Source organism: Plantactinospora sp. GCM10030261 (assembly GCF_042666615.1).
Classification (GTDB): Bacteria; Actinomycetota; Actinomycetes; order Mycobacteriales; family Micromonosporaceae; genus KBS50.
On sequence record NZ_JBHTDD010000001.1, the window covers coordinates 636,451 to 653,004 of the forward strand.

16 protein-coding genes are annotated in these 16,554 nt (G+C 71.2%); 5 read left to right on the top strand and 11 right to left on the bottom strand.

What is annotated here, in order from left to right:
• Positions 1-79: 79 nt before the first annotated feature.
• Genes ACFQUZ_RS03205 through hrcA form a run of 3 tightly spaced genes read right to left on the bottom strand, consistent with a single transcriptional unit; the run spans position 80 to position 3,038 of the window.
• Complete coding sequence (locus ACFQUZ_RS03205; RefSeq protein WP_377437366.1) at positions 80-814, bottom strand: 16S rRNA (uracil(1498)-N(3))-methyltransferase; 735 nt, start codon at positions 812-814, stop codon at positions 80-82.
• 4 nt (positions 815-818) lie between these two features.
• A complete protein-coding gene (dnaJ, locus tag ACFQUZ_RS03210; RefSeq protein WP_377437367.1) occupies positions 819-1,961 on the bottom strand; it encodes a molecular chaperone DnaJ in 1,143 nt (380 codons plus the stop codon).
• A gap of 54 nt (positions 1,962-2,015) precedes the next feature.
• Complete coding sequence (gene hrcA, locus ACFQUZ_RS03215) at positions 2,016-3,038, bottom strand: heat-inducible transcriptional repressor HrcA (protein ID WP_377437369.1); 1,023 nt, start codon at positions 3,036-3,038, stop codon at positions 2,016-2,018.
• Positions 3,039-3,188: 150 nt separating this feature from the next.
• Between hrcA and ACFQUZ_RS03220 the strand changes: the two genes are divergently transcribed.
• Entirely contained in the window at positions 3,189-3,848 is a 660-nt protein-coding gene (locus tag ACFQUZ_RS03220; protein ID WP_377437370.1) for a DUF4870 domain-containing protein, read from the top strand.
• 151 nt (positions 3,849-3,999) lie between these two features.
• Here ACFQUZ_RS03220 and hemW read toward each other — a convergent pair whose 3' ends face one another.
• Positions 4,000-5,223, bottom strand: coding sequence for a radical SAM family heme chaperone HemW (gene hemW, locus ACFQUZ_RS03225; RefSeq protein ID WP_377437372.1), 1,224 nt, complete (start codon positions 5,221-5,223; stop codon positions 4,000-4,002).
• A 17-nt stretch (positions 5,224-5,240) separates the two neighbouring features.
• Here hemW and ACFQUZ_RS03230 point away from each other — a divergent pair, with 17 nt between their 5' ends.
• The 3 genes from ACFQUZ_RS03230 to ACFQUZ_RS03240 all read left to right on the top strand — a co-directional run bounded on the left by ACFQUZ_RS03230 (position 5,241) and on the right by ACFQUZ_RS03240 (position 8,519).
• The gene (locus ACFQUZ_RS03230; protein ID WP_377437373.1) at positions 5,241-6,029 is read left to right on the top strand and encodes an enoyl-CoA hydratase-related protein; all 789 of its coding nucleotides are present in this window, start codon (positions 5,241-5,243) and stop codon (positions 6,027-6,029) included.
• A gap of 87 nt (positions 6,030-6,116) precedes the next feature.
• A complete protein-coding gene (locus ACFQUZ_RS03235) occupies positions 6,117-6,956 on the top strand; it encodes a hypothetical protein (RefSeq protein WP_377437505.1) in 840 nt (279 codons plus the stop codon).
• Positions 6,957-7,082: 126 nt separating this feature from the next.
• Positions 7,083-8,519, top strand: a complete 1,437-nt coding sequence (locus tag ACFQUZ_RS03240; RefSeq protein WP_377437374.1) for an FAD-dependent monooxygenase — start codon at positions 7,083-7,085, stop codon at positions 8,517-8,519.
• A 68-nt stretch (positions 8,520-8,587) separates the two neighbouring features.
• Here the strand turns inward: ACFQUZ_RS03240 and ACFQUZ_RS03245 are convergent, their stop codons facing one another.
• The 7 genes from ACFQUZ_RS03245 to ACFQUZ_RS03275 all read right to left on the bottom strand — a co-directional run bounded on the left by ACFQUZ_RS03245 (position 8,588) and on the right by ACFQUZ_RS03275 (position 15,366).
• Positions 8,588-9,442 (bottom strand): carbohydrate ABC transporter permease, encoded by an 855-nt coding sequence (locus ACFQUZ_RS03245; protein ID WP_377437375.1) that lies wholly within the window; start codon positions 9,440-9,442, stop codon positions 8,588-8,590.
• Positions 9,439-10,428, bottom strand: coding sequence for a carbohydrate ABC transporter permease (locus ACFQUZ_RS03250; protein WP_377437376.1), 990 nt, complete (start codon positions 10,426-10,428; stop codon positions 9,439-9,441). Before ACFQUZ_RS03250 ends, ACFQUZ_RS03245 begins: the two co-directional genes overlap by 4 nt.
• Positions 10,425-11,708, bottom strand: a complete 1,284-nt coding sequence (locus ACFQUZ_RS03255; protein WP_377437377.1) for a sugar ABC transporter substrate-binding protein — start codon at positions 11,706-11,708, stop codon at positions 10,425-10,427. The genes ACFQUZ_RS03250 and ACFQUZ_RS03255 overlap by 4 nt, the downstream gene beginning before the upstream one ends.
• Positions 11,709-11,880: 172 nt before the next feature.
• On the bottom strand, positions 11,881-12,189 hold the full coding sequence (locus ACFQUZ_RS03260) for a GlsB/YeaQ/YmgE family stress response membrane protein (RefSeq protein WP_377437378.1): 309 nt from the start codon (positions 12,187-12,189) through the stop codon (positions 11,881-11,883).
• 59 nt (positions 12,190-12,248) lie between these two features.
• Positions 12,249-12,755 carry an NUDIX domain-containing protein gene (locus ACFQUZ_RS03265; protein ID WP_377437380.1) on the bottom strand — a complete coding sequence of 169 codons (507 nt, stop codon included), beginning with the start codon at positions 12,753-12,755 and terminating at the stop codon, positions 12,249-12,251.
• Positions 12,756-12,781: 26 nt separating this feature from the next.
• Positions 12,782-14,671 carry a translation elongation factor 4 gene (lepA, locus tag ACFQUZ_RS03270; RefSeq protein ID WP_377437381.1) on the bottom strand — a complete coding sequence of 630 codons (1,890 nt, stop codon included), beginning with the start codon at positions 14,669-14,671 and terminating at the stop codon, positions 12,782-12,784.
• Between the two features lie 158 nt (positions 14,672-14,829).
• Positions 14,830-15,366, bottom strand: coding sequence for a DUF4240 domain-containing protein (locus ACFQUZ_RS03275; RefSeq protein ID WP_377437383.1), 537 nt, complete (start codon positions 15,364-15,366; stop codon positions 14,830-14,832).
• 187 nt (positions 15,367-15,553) lie between these two features.
• Here ACFQUZ_RS03275 and ACFQUZ_RS03280 point away from each other — a divergent pair, with 187 nt between their 5' ends.
• Positions 15,554-16,531 carry a phosphotransferase gene (locus ACFQUZ_RS03280; protein WP_377437385.1) on the top strand — a complete coding sequence of 326 codons (978 nt, stop codon included), beginning with the start codon at positions 15,554-15,556 and terminating at the stop codon, positions 16,529-16,531.
• Positions 16,532-16,554: the final 23 nt, after the last annotated feature.

Genomic DNA, 16,554 nt, shown 5'->3' on the forward strand with positions numbered 1-16,554 from the left:
GGCGCGGGTGGAGCGGCTGGCCGCCGGCACCAGACGGTCCCGGCGGCCACCCGCTCGCCCGCGACCCCCAGACGCCGTCTCACCAGCGGCCGAGCCTGGCCGAGAGCACCGCGAGCGCGGCCACCCCGGCGGTCGAGGTACGCAGCACGTCACCGCCCAACCGGACCGGACGTGCCCCGGCAGCGGCGAACGCCGCCAACTCGGACTCCGCCACGCCGCCCTCCGGCCCGACCACCAGGACGATGTCGCCAGCCGGTGGAAGCTCGGCCCTGGTCAGCCGGTCCGTCGCCGCCTCGTGCAGGACGAAACCGGCGGCTGCCGCCGCGAGCCGGCGGCTCACCCGGGTGGTCGACGCGTCCGGCTCCCCGGCAATCGTCGGCAGCCAGGCGCGGCGCGCCTGCTTGGCGGCCTCCCGCGCGGTCGCCACCCACTTCTCCCTGGCCCGGGCGCCGCGCTCACCACGCCACTGGACCACCGACCGGGCCGCCGCCCAGGGCACGACCTCGTCGACGCCGGTCTCCGTCATCGCCTGCACGGCCAGTTCACCGCGGTCACCCTTGGCGATGCCCTGGACGACCACCAGCCGCGGGTCCGCCGGTTCCGCGTACCCGCGGTCGGTGATCTCAAGTTCGAGCGTGCCTCGACCGACGGCGGCGACCACCGCGGTGGCCGTGCCGCCCCGGCCGTCGGCGAGCAGGAGGTTCTCGCCGACCCGCAGCCGTTGCACGGTGGCGGCGTGGTGTCCCTCGGCACCGTCGAGGGTGTGCCGGTTACCAGGAGGCAAGGCGTCGACCAGGAACAGCGGCGCGCTCACCGGTTCAGGCGTGGCCGTTGAACGCGTCCCGCATCCGGGAGAAGAAGCCGCCCTGCTTGGTCAACTCGGCCACCTCCTCGCCGCGGGTCTTCGCGAACTCCCGCAATATCCGTTCCTGCTCGGCGTCGATCTTGGTGGGGGTACGCACATCCAGGTGCACGAAAAGATCACCCCGCCCCGTTCCGCGAAGGTGCGGCACGCCGCGGGCGCGCAACCGGACCGTGCTGCCCGGCTGGGTGCCCGGCTTGACGTCGACCGGCTCCTCGCTGTCCAGCGTCTTGATGGTCAGCCGGGTGCCCAGGGCGGCGGCCGTCATCGGCACGGTGACCCGGCAGTGTAGGTCGTCACCCTTGCGGGAGTAGACGTCGTGCGGCCGTTCGTGGATCTCGACGTACAGGTCGCCAGCGGTGCCACCACCGGGTCCGACCTCACCCTGCTGGGCCAGCCGAATCCGCATGCCGTCCTCGACTCCAGCCGGAATCTTCACGGTGAGCGAGCGCCGGGTGCGCACCCGGCCGTCACCAGCGCAGGTGGGGCAGGGGTGTGGGATCACGGTGCCGTAGCCCTGGCACACCGTGCAGGGCCGGGACGAGACGACCTGGCCGAGGAAGGTGCGCTGCACCGACTGGATCTCGCCGCGCCCGCCGCAGGCCTCGCAGGTGGCCAGGTGCGTGCCGGCAGCCGTGCCCGCCCCGGAACAGGTGGTGCAGAGCACGGCGGTGTCGACCGTGATCGGCGCCTCCACCCCGAAGGCGGTCTCCTGAAGGTCCAGTTCGAGCCGGAGGATGGCGTCCGCGCCGGGCCGGGTCCGAGGACGGGGGCCGCGGGCGCCGCCACCACCGGCGGCTCCGAAGAACGCGTCCATGATGTCCTGGAAACCGACGAAAGGTCCGGCCCCAGCGGGGCCGGCGCCCGCACCCCCACCGCCCGGGGCGAGAGGGTCGCCGCCCAGATCGACGATCTGCCGCTTCTGGTCGTCGGAGAGCACCTCGTACGCGGCGTTGATCTCCTTGAACCGGTCGTGCGCCTTCGGGTCAGGGTTGACGTCCGGGTGGTACTGGCGCGCCAACTTGCGGTAGGCGCGCTTGATCTCATCATCCGAGGCGTCCCGGCTCACGCCGAGAATCCCGTAGTAATCCCTGGTCACTGCGTTCCGTGTCCCCATGTCGATTCCAGGTCGGCCGCCGGTCGGCAGGTCGGGTCAGTTCTGCGCCAAAAGGTCACCCACGTAGCGTGCCACGGCACGCACGGTGGCGATGGTGCCGGGGTAATCCATCCGGGTCGGCCCGAGGACGCCCAGTCCACCGACGATGGTGGCACCTGGACCGTAACCCGTGCTGACAACCGAGGCCGCCCGCAGATTGTCGATCTCGTTCTCGTCGCCGATGCGGACCCGAGGACCGCTCGGCTCCGCCTCACCGATCAGCTTGAGCAGGATGACCTCCTCCTCGAGCGCCTCCAGTATCGGTCGCAGCGAGCCCTGGAAGTCGAGCAGGCCGGCGCGGGTGAGGTTGGCCGTTCCGGCCAGCGCGATCCGCTCCTCGTGCCGCTCGACAAGGGTTTCCAGCAGCACCGAGGAGATCGTCGCCATCGCCGACCGGTGGTCCGGTGAGGTCTCCTCGACGAGCGCCTGGACCAGCGGCGGAGTCTCCGAGAGCCGGGTGCCGACCAGCTTCTCGTTCGCCCGCTGGCGCAGATCGAGCACGTCGTCGGCGGCGATCGGGCCGGGCAGTTCCACGAGCCGCTGCTCGACCCGTCCGGTGTCGGCGATCATCACCACCATCAGCCGGGTGGTCGAGATCGGCACCAGTTCCAGGTGGCGTACCGAGGACCGGGCCAGGCTCGGGTACTGCACGACGGCGACCTGCCGGGTGAGTTGTGCGAGCAGCCGCACCGTCCGGTGCACGACGTCGTCCAGGTCGACGGCGCCGACCAGGAAGCGTTCGATCGCCCGGCGCTCGGCCGGGCTGAGCGGCTTGACCCGGGACAGCCGGTCGACGAACAGCCGGTAGCCCCGGTCGGTGGGGACCCGGCCCGCGCTGGTGTGCGGCTGCCGGATGTAGCCCTCCTCCTCGAGCACGGCCATGTCGTTGCGCACGGTGGCCGGGGAGACCCCGAGCTGATGGCGCTCGACAAGCGCCCGGCTGCCCACCGGCTCCTGGGTGGCGACGTAGTCCTCCACGATCGCCCGGAGGACGTCGAGCTTGCGCTCGTCGAGACCCATGCTCACCTCCCATCGGCCTCATCCGAAAGGACTGGCACTCGACTGTAGCGAGTGCCAGTCTACGACGGCGACGGCGAATCGCGCGATGATCACGGACCGCCCTCCCTTCGGCTACTGGCGCGGGTGGATGTCGGGTCCTACCGTGACGTCATGACCGAACCACCTCGCCCTCCCGGAGCAGGTGATCCGGATCCGGCCTCGTCGGACCCAACCGCTCCGCTGCCGCCCGCGACACCGCCGCCCCCATCGGGAGACGTAACCCCCGGCTCGCCGCCGGGCCCGTATCCGCCCGCCGGCCCCCCGCCAGGCAGTCCGCAACCGGGCGGCCCGGCCTCGGCCGGACCGAGCGGCTTCCCTCCGCCGACCAGCGCTGGCGGACCTGACTACCCACCGGGAAGCGGCGGGCCGGGCTACCCACCGGGCGGTTACGGCGCCGGGCCGGCTCCGGCCGGATACGGCAGCAACGACGACCGGACCTGGGCACTGCTCGCGCACGGCCTGGGCGCGGCCGGCGTCATCGTCGGCGGCGGGCTGCTGGGCTGGGTGGCACCGCTGATCGCCATGGTGGCGCGGGGCCAACAGTCGCCCACCGTGCGGGCGCATGCCGTGTCGGCTCTCAACTTCCAGATCACCTGGGCCGTCGTCTACGTCATCACCTGGATCGCGACGTTCGTCACGTGCGGGGTGCTGTTCTTCCTGCCGATGATCGTCTGGGTGGTTCCGGTCATCTTCGGCATCATCGGGGCGGTCAAGGCCAACGAGGGCGTGGTCTACCGCTACCCGATGTCCTACCCGTTCGTGAAGCGCTGACCGACGCTCCGCCGGGTGCCGTCGCGGCACCCGGCGGACCGCCCGCGATCCACCCGAGGTGCGGGATACCGCGGAGTTGCGTCGTCCCCCACCACCCGACATGCCGCACATCGAGTCGATCGGACGACAGCGACGGTCCGGCGTCGGCGGCTCAGGGCAGCAGGTCGCGGACGACCGCGTCGGCGAGCAGCCGGCCGCGCAGCGTGAGCACCGCCCGGCCCGCCGGGTACGCCGCCGGGTCCAGCAGCCCGTCCGCCAGCGCCCGGTCGGCCGCCGCCCGTCCGGCCTCGTCCAGCACGCTCAACGGCAGCCCGTCGGCCAGCCGCAGTCGCAGCATCACATCCTCGGTCCGCCGGTCCGCCTCGGTGAGTAGCTCCCGACCGTGTCCCGGTGACCGACCCTCGGCCAGCCGACGCGCGTACCCGGTCGGGTGCTTGACGTTCCACCAGCGCACGCCGCCGACGTGGCTGTGTGCCCCCGGGCCGAGGCCCCACCAGTCGCCGCCGGTCCAGTAGAGCAGGTTGTGCCGGCACCGGGCGGCCGGCGACGTGGCCCAGTTCGACACCTCGTACCAGGAGAAGCCGGCGGCGCCCAGCGCGGCCTCCGCCGCCAGGTAACGGTCCGCGGCCTCGTCGTCCGACGGGTACGGCAACTCGCCGCGACGCATCCTCGCCGCCAGCCGGGTGCCGTCCTCCACGATCAGGGCGTACGCGCTGACGTGGTCCACCCCGGCGGCCGTGACCTCGGCCAGCGAGGCCGCGAAGTCCTCCGGCCGCTCCCCCGGCGTACCGTAGATCAGGTCCAGGTTGACGTGCTCGAACCCGGCGTCCCGGGCCTCGGCGGCGGCGGCCGCCGCCCGACCCGGGCGGTGCCGCCGGTCCAGCACCGCCAGCACCCCCGGCGCGGCCGACTGCATGCCGAGCGAGATCCGGGTGTAACCGGCGGCTCGCAACGCCGCCAGGGACTCCGGCGTCACCGACTCCGGGTTCGCCTCGGTGGTCACCTCCACGTCGTCGGCCAGCCCCCAGGTGCGGTCGATGCCGGCCAGGATCCGGCCCAGGTCGGCGGCCGGCAGCAGGGTCGGCGTGCCACCGCCGACGAAGACGGTGTCCACCCGGGCCGGCGGCGTCCCGTCCAGCACCCGGGCCGCCAGGTCCAGCTCGGCGAGGACCGCGTCGGCGTACGTCTCCCGGCTCGCCCCGCCGCCGAGTTCGCTCGCGGTGTACGTGTTGAAGTCGCAGTAGCCGCACCGGCTCGCGCAGAACGGCACATGCACGTACACGCCGAACCCGCGGGTGCCGACGGCGGCCCGCGCGGCGGGCGGCAGCGATCCGTCGGCGGGCACGGCTTCGCCGTCTGGGAGGACGCCAGGCATCCGACTATTGTGCGCCCATGACTGCCGCCACCGACCCGCTCGTCCGGGTGTCCACCTCGGCCGGGGTGACCACCCTCACGCTGGACAGCCCGGCCAACCGCAACGCGTTGTCCACCCAGCTGATGACCGAACTGCTGGCCGGCCTGACGGCCGCCGTCGCGGACGACGCGGTGCGGGCCGTGGTGCTGTCCCACACCGGCCCGGTCTTCTGCTCCGGTGCCGACCTCAAGGAGACCGCCGCCGCTTACGCCAGCGGCACGGTCCCCGCCGGCATGCTCGGCGACGTACTGGCCGCCGTGTGGGAGTGCCCGAAGCCGGTGGTGGCCCGGGTCGGCGGTCCGGCGCGGGCCGGTGGCCTGGGGTTGATCGCGGCCGCCGACATCGCGGTCTGCGCCCGGGAGGCCACCTTCGCCTTCACCGAGGTGCGGATCGGTGTCATCCCGGCGGTCATCTCCGCCACCGTGCTCCGGCGGTTGGCTCCCCGGGCCGCCGCCGACCTGTACCTGACCGGCGAGACCTTCGACGGTGACCGGGCCGAACGGGTGGGGCTCGTCACCGCGGCCGTGCCGGCCGCCGACCTGGACGCGGCGGTCGACCGGTACTGCGCGGCCCTGGTCCGCGGCGCCCCCGGCGCCCTCGCCGGCGCCAAGGAGCTGCTGCGCCGGCCGGCCGGCACCGGGCTGCGGGCCGAGTTGGCCGAGTTGTCGACGCTCTCCACCGGGTACTTCCTCTCCGCGGAGGGCCGGGAGGGGGTGCTGGCGTTCCGGGAGAAGCGGCCGGCGAGCTGGGTGCCGGCCGCGGACTGACCGTTCGTGCAATCGGCCTGGCCGTCCGCTTCGGCGTAGGCTGGGCGGACTGTTGTCGGGCAGGGGGTATGGGTGCGGGCTCGGACGATGGTGGCGGCGTCGGCCGCTCTCCTGGTGCTGATCACGGTTGCGGCCGTGGTGATGGCGGACCGGTTCGGCGGGCAGCTGTCGTTGCCGCGGGCGCTCGGCTGCGTGGTCCGGGCCGACGGCGAGGTGACCCTGGATCCCGAACAGATGGCGAACGCGGCCACCATCTCCGCCGTGGGAATCCGGCGCGGCATGCCGGCGCAGGCCGTCGTGGTGGCGCTCGCCACCGCCTACCAGGAGTCGGGGCTGCGGAATCTGGCCGGGGGCGACCGTGACTCGGTGGGGCTGTTCCAGCAACGACCGAGCCAGGGCTGGGGCACTCCCGAGCAGATCCGCGATCCCCGGTACGCCGCGAACCGGTTCTACGCCGCGCTGGTGAAGGTGCGGGGCTGGGAACGCATGCGGGTGACCGACGCCGCGCAGCGGGTCCAGCGGTCGGCCTTCCCCGAGGCGTACCAGAAGTGGGCGGACGAGGCGGGCGTGCTCAGCCGGGCCCTGGTGGGCGAGGCCACCGGCGCGGTGTCCTGCACCGTGCCCCGGGATCCGGTGCTGCGCGGCGCCGCCGCGGCGACCGAGCTGAGCAGCCGGCTGAGCCGGGACTGGGGCTCGGTCCGGACGGCTGAGCTGGCCGAGCTGCTCGGCCTCAGCCTGGTGGCGACCGACCAGCAGGCCGGTTGGCAGTACGCGCACTGGCTGGTCGCGCACGCCGACAGCAACGGGGTGAAGCGGGTCCGGTTCGCCGGTCTGCAGTGGACGGCGAAGGCCGGCACCTGGTCGGAGGTAGCGGACGAGACGCTTGCCGCCGACCGCGTCATCGCCGAGGTCTTCGGCGACGCCTGACCGCCACCGGTCGCGGTCGGGGAGCCGATAAACTTCCATCGGTCGATGGTTGGGTGCCGGCCGAGTGTTCGCCCGCCCGTCCGTCGGAGTCGGAGGTCGTGTCCTCACTGGAGACAGGAGTACGGGGTGTACCGCTTTCCAGCACGGATCTTCAACGACATCGCCACCCAGCGGCCGCCCGAGGACAGCACGGTCCTGCTGGGCCGCGCCGCTGTACTCGGCGGCAGCATCGCCGGCCTGCTGGCCGCCCGGGTCCTCGCCGAGTACGCCGAGCGGGTGGTGATCGTGGAGCGCGACGACGTCACCGAGGTCACCGACGCCCGACCGGGTGTGCCCCAGGGAAACCAGGTCCACCTACTGCTGCCGGCGGGGCACCTCCAGATCGAGCGATGGTTTCCGGGACTCACCGAGCAGGCCCTGGAGTTGGGGGCGTGCCTGGCCACTCCCGACGCCCGACACACCTACCTGGACGGTCGACGCAAGGTGCGCGGCGTCGACCTGGACATGCTCTCGGCGAGCCGGCCGTTCATCGAAGATCTGCTCCGCCGACGGCTGCGCGACCTGCCCAACGTCTCCTCAGTCCGGGGGCGGGCCACCGACCTGCGCTTCGACGGCACGGCGGTCACCGGCGTTCGGTACGAGACGCCGGACGGGCCGGCCCCGGGCGGTGCGGGTGGCCCGGCAACCGACACGCTCGACGCCGATCTCGTGGTGGACGCCATGGGACGGGCCAGCCGGCTCAACGACTGGCTGGAGCGGCACGGTTGGGACCGGGCGCCGCTCACCCGGTTGGTCGTCAACATCAACTACTCGACCGCGGTGTTCCGGCGCACCGAGGCCAAGCCCGATCCGGTCTCCGTACTCGTCGGCAGCAGCCCCGCACGCGGATCGGAGATCTCCGGCGCCGGCCTGACGGCGGTGGAGGACGATCGATGGATGATCATGCTGGCCGGGTACGGCGACTGCCGTCCGGGTCACGACGCCGAGGACATGGTGCGCCGGTGCCGCACCGAGTTCCCTCCCGAGTTCGGCCGGGTGGTCGAGGGCGAGATGCTCTTCCCGGTCCGCAGCTTCCACCACGCCGACAGCCGGCGCCGCGACTTCCACAGGTGCCGCCGGCTGCCGGCCGGGCTGGTCAGCGTGGGTGACGCGGTGGCCTCGTTCAACCCGATCTACGGCCAGGGCATGTCCTCGGCCGCGCTGCACGCCTCGTGCCTGTCCATGTACCTGCGACGCCGGCCCGACCTGCGGACGCCGGCCCGGGACTTCTTCGCCCTGCAGAAGGTGGTGGTGGACGCGGCCTGGGGGATGACCGCCGCCGCGGACCTGGCCCGGCCGTCGGTGCCGGGTCCCCGCCCCCGCGGCCACCGGTTGACCTCCTGGGTGGCGGATCAGATCGTCGAGGCCACCGTCAGCGACGAAACACTCAACCGCCGGCTCGACGAGGTCACCTTCATGCTCCGGCACCCGAACGCCCTGGCCACCCCCGGCACGCTGATCAGGGCGCTGAACGTCAACCGACGGAACCGGCGCCGGTCCGCGGTGTCGTCCCGGGAGCCGTGACGAGCCACTGTCATGAGCGCCCTGTCGGGAGAGCCCTCCGACGCGAAAGCGACAGGAAGGGACCCTGCTCAACCCTTCACGGCACCCGAGGTCAGACCGGCGACCATCCGCCGCTGCACCAGCACGAAAAAGATCATCACGGGCAGCGTGAGCACCGTGGAGGCGGCCATCACCATCCCCCAGGCGGTGTCGTCCCGGCCGAAGAAGAACGTCAACCCGACCGGCGCGGTGTACCGGTCCTCGGAGCTGATGAACGTCAACGCGAAGATGAGTTCGTTCCAGGCCGTGATGAACGAGAAGATGCTTGTCGCCACGAGTCCCGGCGCGACAAGCGGAAACAGGATCCGCCAGAAGATCTGCGCACGGTTCGCGCCGTCGATCGCCGCCGCCTCCTCCAGGTCCTTCGGCACCGCCGCGACGAAACCACGCAGCATCCAGATCGCGAACGGCAGCGAGAAGCCCAGGTAGACCAGGATGAGGCTGGGCAGGGTGTTATACATACCCAGCCTCCGGATGATCAGGAAGAGCGGGATGACAAGCGCCTCCAACGGGATCATCTGCACGATCAGCAGCAGCACCAGCACCGACGTGCGCAGCCGGAACCGGAACCGGGCCACCGCGGTCGCCCCGAGCAGCGCCACCACGCCGCTGAGCAGCACCGTGGCCGCCGCCACCAGGGCGCTGTTGAGCAGGAAGTCGCCGAAGCTGGCACCCGGGATGATCTGCCCACCGAAGATGTCCCGATAGTGCTCCAACGTGGGTTGGTGCGGCAGCGGCTGGGGCGTGCTGGAGAAGATCTCCCGGTTCGGCTTGAGCGACGTCGAGATCATCCAGAACACCGGGAACGCCGCGAAGGCGGCCACCGCGAGCCCGGCGACGTTTGCCGCCCACCGCCCCGCGCGGGGACGCCGCCGGTCGGTCATGTCTCCTCCTGGCGCAGGATCAGTCGTACGTAGACGCCGGTGACCGCGAGCAGGATGAGCGTGAGAACCACCGCGATCGCGGCGCCGAGCCCGTACTTCGGCGGCGGCGAGAACGCCTCCGCGTACGAGTAGATGGCGAGCATGAAGGTCGACCGGTCCTGGGTGCCGCCGGCCAGCACGAACTGCTGGGTGAAGACCTTGAAGTCCCAGATCGTCGAGAGCACCACAAGCACTCCGAAGAGCGGTCGCAGCAGCGGGAAGGTGACCGACCAGAAGACCCGCCACGGCCCGGCGCCGTCGACCCGGGCCGCCTCGTGCAGCTCCCCCGGAACGCTCTTCAACCCGGCCAGCACGCTCACCGCGACGAACGGGAACGAGTGCCAGACCACCACGAGGGTGAGCACGGTGAAGAAGGTAAGCGGCGAGTTGAACCAGCCGTACCCGGTCCACTCGGCGCGACCGAACAGCGCGCTGGACAGACCGTCCGGAAGCTCGTTGAGAAACCAGGTGACCAGCCCGCTGGTGTCGTCGAAGATCCACTTCCAGACGATGGCGCCGGTCAGCGCCGGCGTCGCCCAGGCGAGCATCACCGCCGCACCGACGAACCCGGCCATCCGCTTGCCCAGCCGGTTGAGCAGCAGTCCGACCAGGGTGCCGAGCACCATCGTGAGCGCCACGTTGGCCGCGGCGAACAGCACCGTGTTGCGCAGCACCGTGCGGAAGAACGGGTCACTCAGGATCTGGGTGTAGTTCTCCAGGCCGACGAAGGACCACGGCCGGTCCCCCCGCAATTCGCGGATCCCCATCTCGTGCAGGGACATCACCGCCACCTGGCCGAGCGGCCAGAGCAGCAGCACGCCGATCACGAGCAGGGTGGGCGCCAGGAGCAGGTACGGGACGCCCGTACCGGGCCGCCGGGGACGGCGGGCGGGGAGGTCCCGCCCGCGCGTCCTCCGGGTCCCGGGTTCGCGGGTCAGGGTGCTCACTTGGCGTTGAGGATCTGTTCCATCTCGGTGGCGGCCTGGCTGACCGCCTGGTCGAGCGGGGTACCCTTCATGATCGAGCTGTTCATCGTCTGGGTGACCGTCTTGCTGCGGCTCACCTCGACCCACTTCGGGGTGATCGGGGTCAGCTTGGTGTCCTGGAGCACGGTGGCGAAGGTCCCCATGACCGGGTCGTTCGCGTACTCGTCGGGCGAGGTCAGGTCCTTGTAGACGGGGAAGAACTTGAGGCTCTTGGCCCACTCCTGCGAGTTCTGCTTGTTCAGCAGGATGGTCACGTAGTCCCAGGCCAGGTCCTGCTTCTTGCTGTCCTGCCAGATGCCGATGTCCGACCCGCCGGCGAAGGCCGGGGCGGGCTTGCCGTCCGGGCCCGGGATCGGGAACGTACCCCACACCTTCGCGAGGTCCGGATTGTCCTTCAGCATCGCGGTCTGCGGCCAACTGCCGGCCACGGCCATCGCCGCCTGACCGGTGGCGAACTGCTTCTGCGCGTCCAGCTCGTTCCACCCGGCGGCGGCGGGCGGCGCCACCTTGTGCGTGGTGACGAGGTCGGTCCAGAATTTGACCGCCTGCTTCGCCTCCGGAGTGTCGTAACCGGACTTCCAGCTGTCCCCGTCCTTGGTGGCGATCTCCGCGCCGGTCGACCAGAGGAAGGAGTAGAACGGCAGCTCCGAGTTGCCGGGCAGGGCGAAGCCGTACTTGCCCGGGTTCTGCTGCTGCACCGTCTTGGCCACGGTCACCAGTTCGTCCCAGGTCTTCGGCGGCTGAAGCCCGGCCTTGGCGAACCAGTCGGTGCGGTAGTAGACCGCCCGCACCCCGGCGTACCACGGCACCCCGTACTGCTTTCCGTCGAGCTGGGCGTTGGACAGCAGATCGGGCAGGATGTCCTTGCCCTCGGCCCAGCCGTCCATCCGGTCGCTCACGTCGGCCAGCGCCTCCTGTGCGGCCCAGCCCTGCGTCTCGGTGTTGCCCAGCTCGGTCACGTCCGGCCCGTCGCCGCCGGCCAGCGCGGTCTGGAACTTCTTCGGCGCCTCCAGCCAGGGGACGTACTGGACCACGACGTCGGTGTCCGGGTGCTTCTCCTTGAATGTCGCCTCGACGCCGTCCAGGAACGCGGTCTGCGCCTCGCTGCCGGCGCCCATCATCCAGACCGTCAGTTTGCTGGTGTCGACCGCCTCGTCCGCACCACCACCGCACCCGGTGAGCAGCATCGCGGTCGCGGCCGCGGCGGCGGTGACCGGCCGGAACCCTCTCCACCTCTTCACCACAACGTCTCCCTCGCACTGGTCCCACGCACTGGTGGCACAAATCTTCTCTGCGGCACCCTAGTAGGAAAATTTCCTTTACGACAGGGGTGCGCGGTGGCCGCGGCGGAGACAGCGTAAGGGGCGCCCAGCCTCTCGGCTGGGCGCCCCTTGGGGTACGCGGGTGCGCAGGTCAGTAGCGGCTCACCCGGCGGCGACCACCGACCCCGGCGACCACCGCGACGGCGATGGCCGCGAGGACGACCTGGATCGCCAGCTCACGCCAGTCGATGCCAGCGGTCTCCGTGGCGATACCGGCGGCCCGGGCGATCACGGTGCCCAGCAGGGCAGCGCCAACGCCGATCACCATGTGCAGCCACATCGGCATGTTCTGCTTGCCCGGAACGATCAGACGACCGAGCGCGCCGACGATGAGACCGACGACGAGCGCCATAATGATTCCCCAGAGCGTCATGTCGCCCTCCTCCTCAGGTATGTGCATGTCTTGGTTCTTGCCGTGGTGCACACGTAATTCCCGAGGGCTCAGAAATCCAAACCGACCTAACGACAAACTTGTCGCGCGGCGTCCGCAACGGCCCGATCCATGGTGGCGAAGGCCAAAGGGGGAGGTTTCGCCAGATCGAACCAGGTCATCTCGGATGCCTCCGCGGCGTTGAGGCGCACCGGCCCCGCGAGTGTGGCCAGGTAGAACGTGTCCAGCACCGGGAGTGTCTCGCTCTGGTACTCGTAGCTGCCGACGTACATCCCGATGAACCGGCCAAGAGTGATCGCGGCGCCGAGTTCCTCACGGGCCTCACGCAGCGCGGCGTCGGCCGGATGTTCCCAGCCGTCGCAGAAGCCGCCGGGCAGTTCCCAGAGACCGGCTCGCGGCGGCACCACCCGACGCACCGCCAGGAACCGCCGCCCGTCCAGGACGATCAGGCCAACCGTCGGCCGGGCGTTGACGAAGAGCCGGTAGCCGCAGGCGGCGCAGGCGCACGGCGGTGGACCGGGCAGCGCCGCGGCGCAGCGTGGGCAGTACGCGGCACCGGGACCATGGCCGCGCACGGCACTCTCCGACCGCGCCTGCCCGGTCACTTCTTCCCGCCGGCCGCCTTGCCGCCCGCGTCGCCCGAGTCCGACGTGGACAGGGCGGCGATGAACGCCTCCTGCGGCACCTCGACCCGGCCGACCATCTTCATCCGCTTCTTGCCTTCCTTCTGCTTCTCCAGCAGCTTGCGCTTCCGGGAGATGTCCCCGCCGTAGCATTTGGCCAGCACATCCTTGCGGATGGCGCGGATCGTCTCCCGCGCGATCACCCGACTGCCGATCGCCGCCTGGATCGGCACCTCGAACTGCTGGCGCGGGATCAATGCGCGCAGTTTGGCCGCGATATTGGTGCCGTAGGAGTACGCCTTGTCCTTGTGCACGATGGCGCTGAACGCGTCGACCGGCTCGCCGTGCAGCAGGATGTCCACCTTCACCAGGTCGGACTTCTGCTCGCCGGACGGCTCGTAGTCGAGGCTCGCGTACCCCTTCGTGCGGCTCTTGAGCTGGTCGAAGAAGTCGAAGATGATTTCGGCGAGGGGCAGCGTGTAGCGTAGCTCCACCCGCTCGGTGGACAGGTAGTCCATGCCCAGCAGGTTGCCCCGACGGCCCTGACACAGCTCCATCACCGCGCCGACGTAGTCACTCGGGGTGAGCACCGTTGCCCGCACCACCGGCTCGTACACCTCGGCGATCTTGCCGGTCGGATACTCACTCGGGTTCGTCACCACGACCTCGGTGCCGTCCTCCAGCACCGCCCGGTAGACCACGTTCGGGGCGGTGGAGATGAGGTCCAGGCCGAACTCCCGCTCCAGCCGCTCCCGGATGATCTCCAGGTGCAGCAGGCCGAGGAACCCACACCGGAAGCCGAAGCCCAGCGCACCGGAGGTCTCCGGCTCGTAGCTGAGCGCCGCGTCGTTGAGCTTCAGCTTGTCCAGCGCCTCGCGCAGCGCCGGATAGTCGGAGCCGTCGATCGGATAGAGACCCGAATAGACCATCGGCTTCGGGTCCTTGTAGCCGCCGAGCGCCTCGCTCGCCGGCTTCGAATTGATCGTGACGGTGTCGCCGACCCGGGACTGGCGGACGTCCTTCACGCCGGTGATGAGGTAACCCACCTCACCCACTCCGAGCGCGGCGGCCTTCTGCATCTCCGGGGAGATGACACCGATCTCCAGCAGCTCGTGGACGGCTCCGGTGGACATCATCTTGATCCGGTCCCGGGCCTCGATCCGCCCGTCGATGACCCGGACGTAGGTCACCACGCCCCGGTAGACGTCGTACACGGAGTCGAAGATCATCGCACGGGCGGCTGCCGTGGCGTCACCGACCGGCGGCTGGAACTGCCGGACGATCTCGTCGAGCAGGTACGGCACGCCCTCACCGGTCTTACCGGAGACCCGGATGCAGTCGGCCGGGTCCCCACCGATCAGATGAGCCAGTTCCTCGGCGTACTTGTCCGGCTGGGCGGCCGGAAGGTCGATCTTGTTGAGCACCGGGATGATGTGCAGGTCGTTCTCCAACGCCAGGTAGAGGTTCGCCAGCGTCTGGGCCTCGATCCCCTGCGCGGCGTCGACAAGCAGCACCGCGCCCTCGCAGGCGGCCAGCGACCGGGACACCTCGTACGTGAAATCCACGTGCCCCGGCGTGTCGATCATGTTGAGCACCGCGGCCTCGCCCTGCCGCTCGCCCTCCCGGATCGCCCACGGCATGCGGACCGCCTGGCTCTTGATGGTGATGCCGCGTTCCCGCTCGATGTCCATCCGATCGAGGTACTGGGCGCGCATCTGCCGCTCGTCGACCACGCCGGTCAACTGCAGCATCCGGTCCGCCAACGTCGACTTCCCGTGGTCGATGTGGGCGATGATGCAGAAGTTCCGGATGGCACCGGCATCGGTGGCACCGGGAACGTTCAGGCCGGGGTCGAGCTTCGGTGGCACGGACGGTCCGTTCTGATCGACTGGCAGGTCTGCCTCCTATGCTCCCACGCCGACCGGAGTACACGATCGCCGCAGCCGGTCCTCACTCCGGCGGCTGGCCCCGCGTCGCGGCGGCCGCCCCACGTCGCCCTGGCCAGACCCCGCGTCGTGGCGGCCCCTCACTCCAGCGGCGGCTCCCCGAACAGCTCCGCGAGCCGGGGCATCCGACGGCGCACCTCGTCCGCGTCGTCGAAGTCCCAGAAGTCGTCCGACTCCACCCGCTCGGCGGGGTCCACCGCGGGCGGCAGCTCGGTCGCCGTCGCCTTGGCGTACGCCCGCTGGCCGATCTCCAACATGTCGGCCGACCCGAACTCCTCCCCGGTGGTCGCCGCCTGCCGGACCGCGGGAAGGTCGGCCAGGGAGTCCGGGTCGGCGACAGCGCGGGCGAACACCTGCCGGCCCTGGGCGATCAGCCAGCCCCGAAAGTTGTCGAAGTCGTCGGCCGAGCAGCCGCCATTGATCAGATATGCCGCTCCCCAGAGATCCGCCTGCTGCGAGGCGGTAAGCACCCGACCCAGGTGCCGGTGCCAGTCGGCTATCTGGTCCGGCTCCCCGTCGGCCAGCTCCGCGGCTGCCCGGGCGGCGATCGCGGGAGCGGCGCCGTCGTCGCCCGCCCGGGCCTGCTCGATCACGGCCCAGAAGTCGTCGGTCCTCATGGCCGACAAGTCTGTCACTCACCACCGACACCTCTGGCCCGCCGGTGCGTCGCGCCGGACCAACCGGTGCGTCACCCGGCCCAGCCGTGCGTCGCGCCGGCTCAGCCGGTCACCGATCGGGATTTCGGCCATCCGCCGCGGGGCAATAGGACTCCACGCTCAGCCCTTATCCCCGAGGATGGCAGCCATGCAGCCGGTCCCGCCGCCCCCCGTCCCGTACGCGACGCCCACCGTCCGACCCGGTTGGGCGGACCTGCCGGCGGAGCTGCGGATGGCCATCGAGGAGCGGCTTGGTGAGCCGGTCCGGGCCGACCAGGGCGCCGCCGGCGGCTTCACGGGCGGCGTCGCCACCGTGCTGGAGACCGCGAGCGGCCGGGTCTTCGTGAAGGCGGCCCCCACCACCGGACAACCACACATGGCTGACTGGTACGCCCGGGAGGCGGCGGTGACCGCGGCGCTGCCCGCCGACGTACCCGCGCCCCGACCGCGCTGGACGATGAGCGCCGCCGGGCACGCGGTGCTGTGCCTGGACGCCGTGGACGGCCACTCGCCCGCTCTGCCCTGGCAGACCGACGAACTCACCGCGTCGCTTACCGCGTACGCCCGGGCGGCGGCCGCGCTCGCCGATCCACCCGCCGAACTGACCGCTGTCGGGCTACCCCGACTAGCCGATCTCGCCCGCAGCGACCTGTCCTGGTGGCGGGAGGTGGCCAGCGGACGGGAGCCGGCGCCCCCACTGCCGCCGGCCGCGCGAGACCGGGTGAGCGAACTCGCCGACCTGGAGGCACTCCTCCCGGAGTACGCGGACACCGGCGGCGTCATCCACTGCGACCTACGGGCCGACAATGTTCTCGTCGACCGGGCCGGCTCGGCCTGGTTCTGCGACTGGACCTGGGCCTGCCACGGACCGGCCTGGTTCGACCTGGCCGGTCTGCTCGTCGGCGGCTACGCCAGCGGTCTGCCCGTGGATGAGATCTTCGCCTCCCATCCGGTGGGCCGGGACGTTCCCCCGCAGGCCCTCGATGCCACCCTGGCCGCCCTGTCCGGCTATCTCCTGACCGGGGCCAATCCGGCCTCCGCCGCTCCGGCTGCGCTGCGGGCACACCGGCGGTGGAGCGGCGGCACCACGCTGGACTGGTTGATCCGGCGTCGCGACTGGCGCTGAACCGGGACTGGTTGACCCGGCGT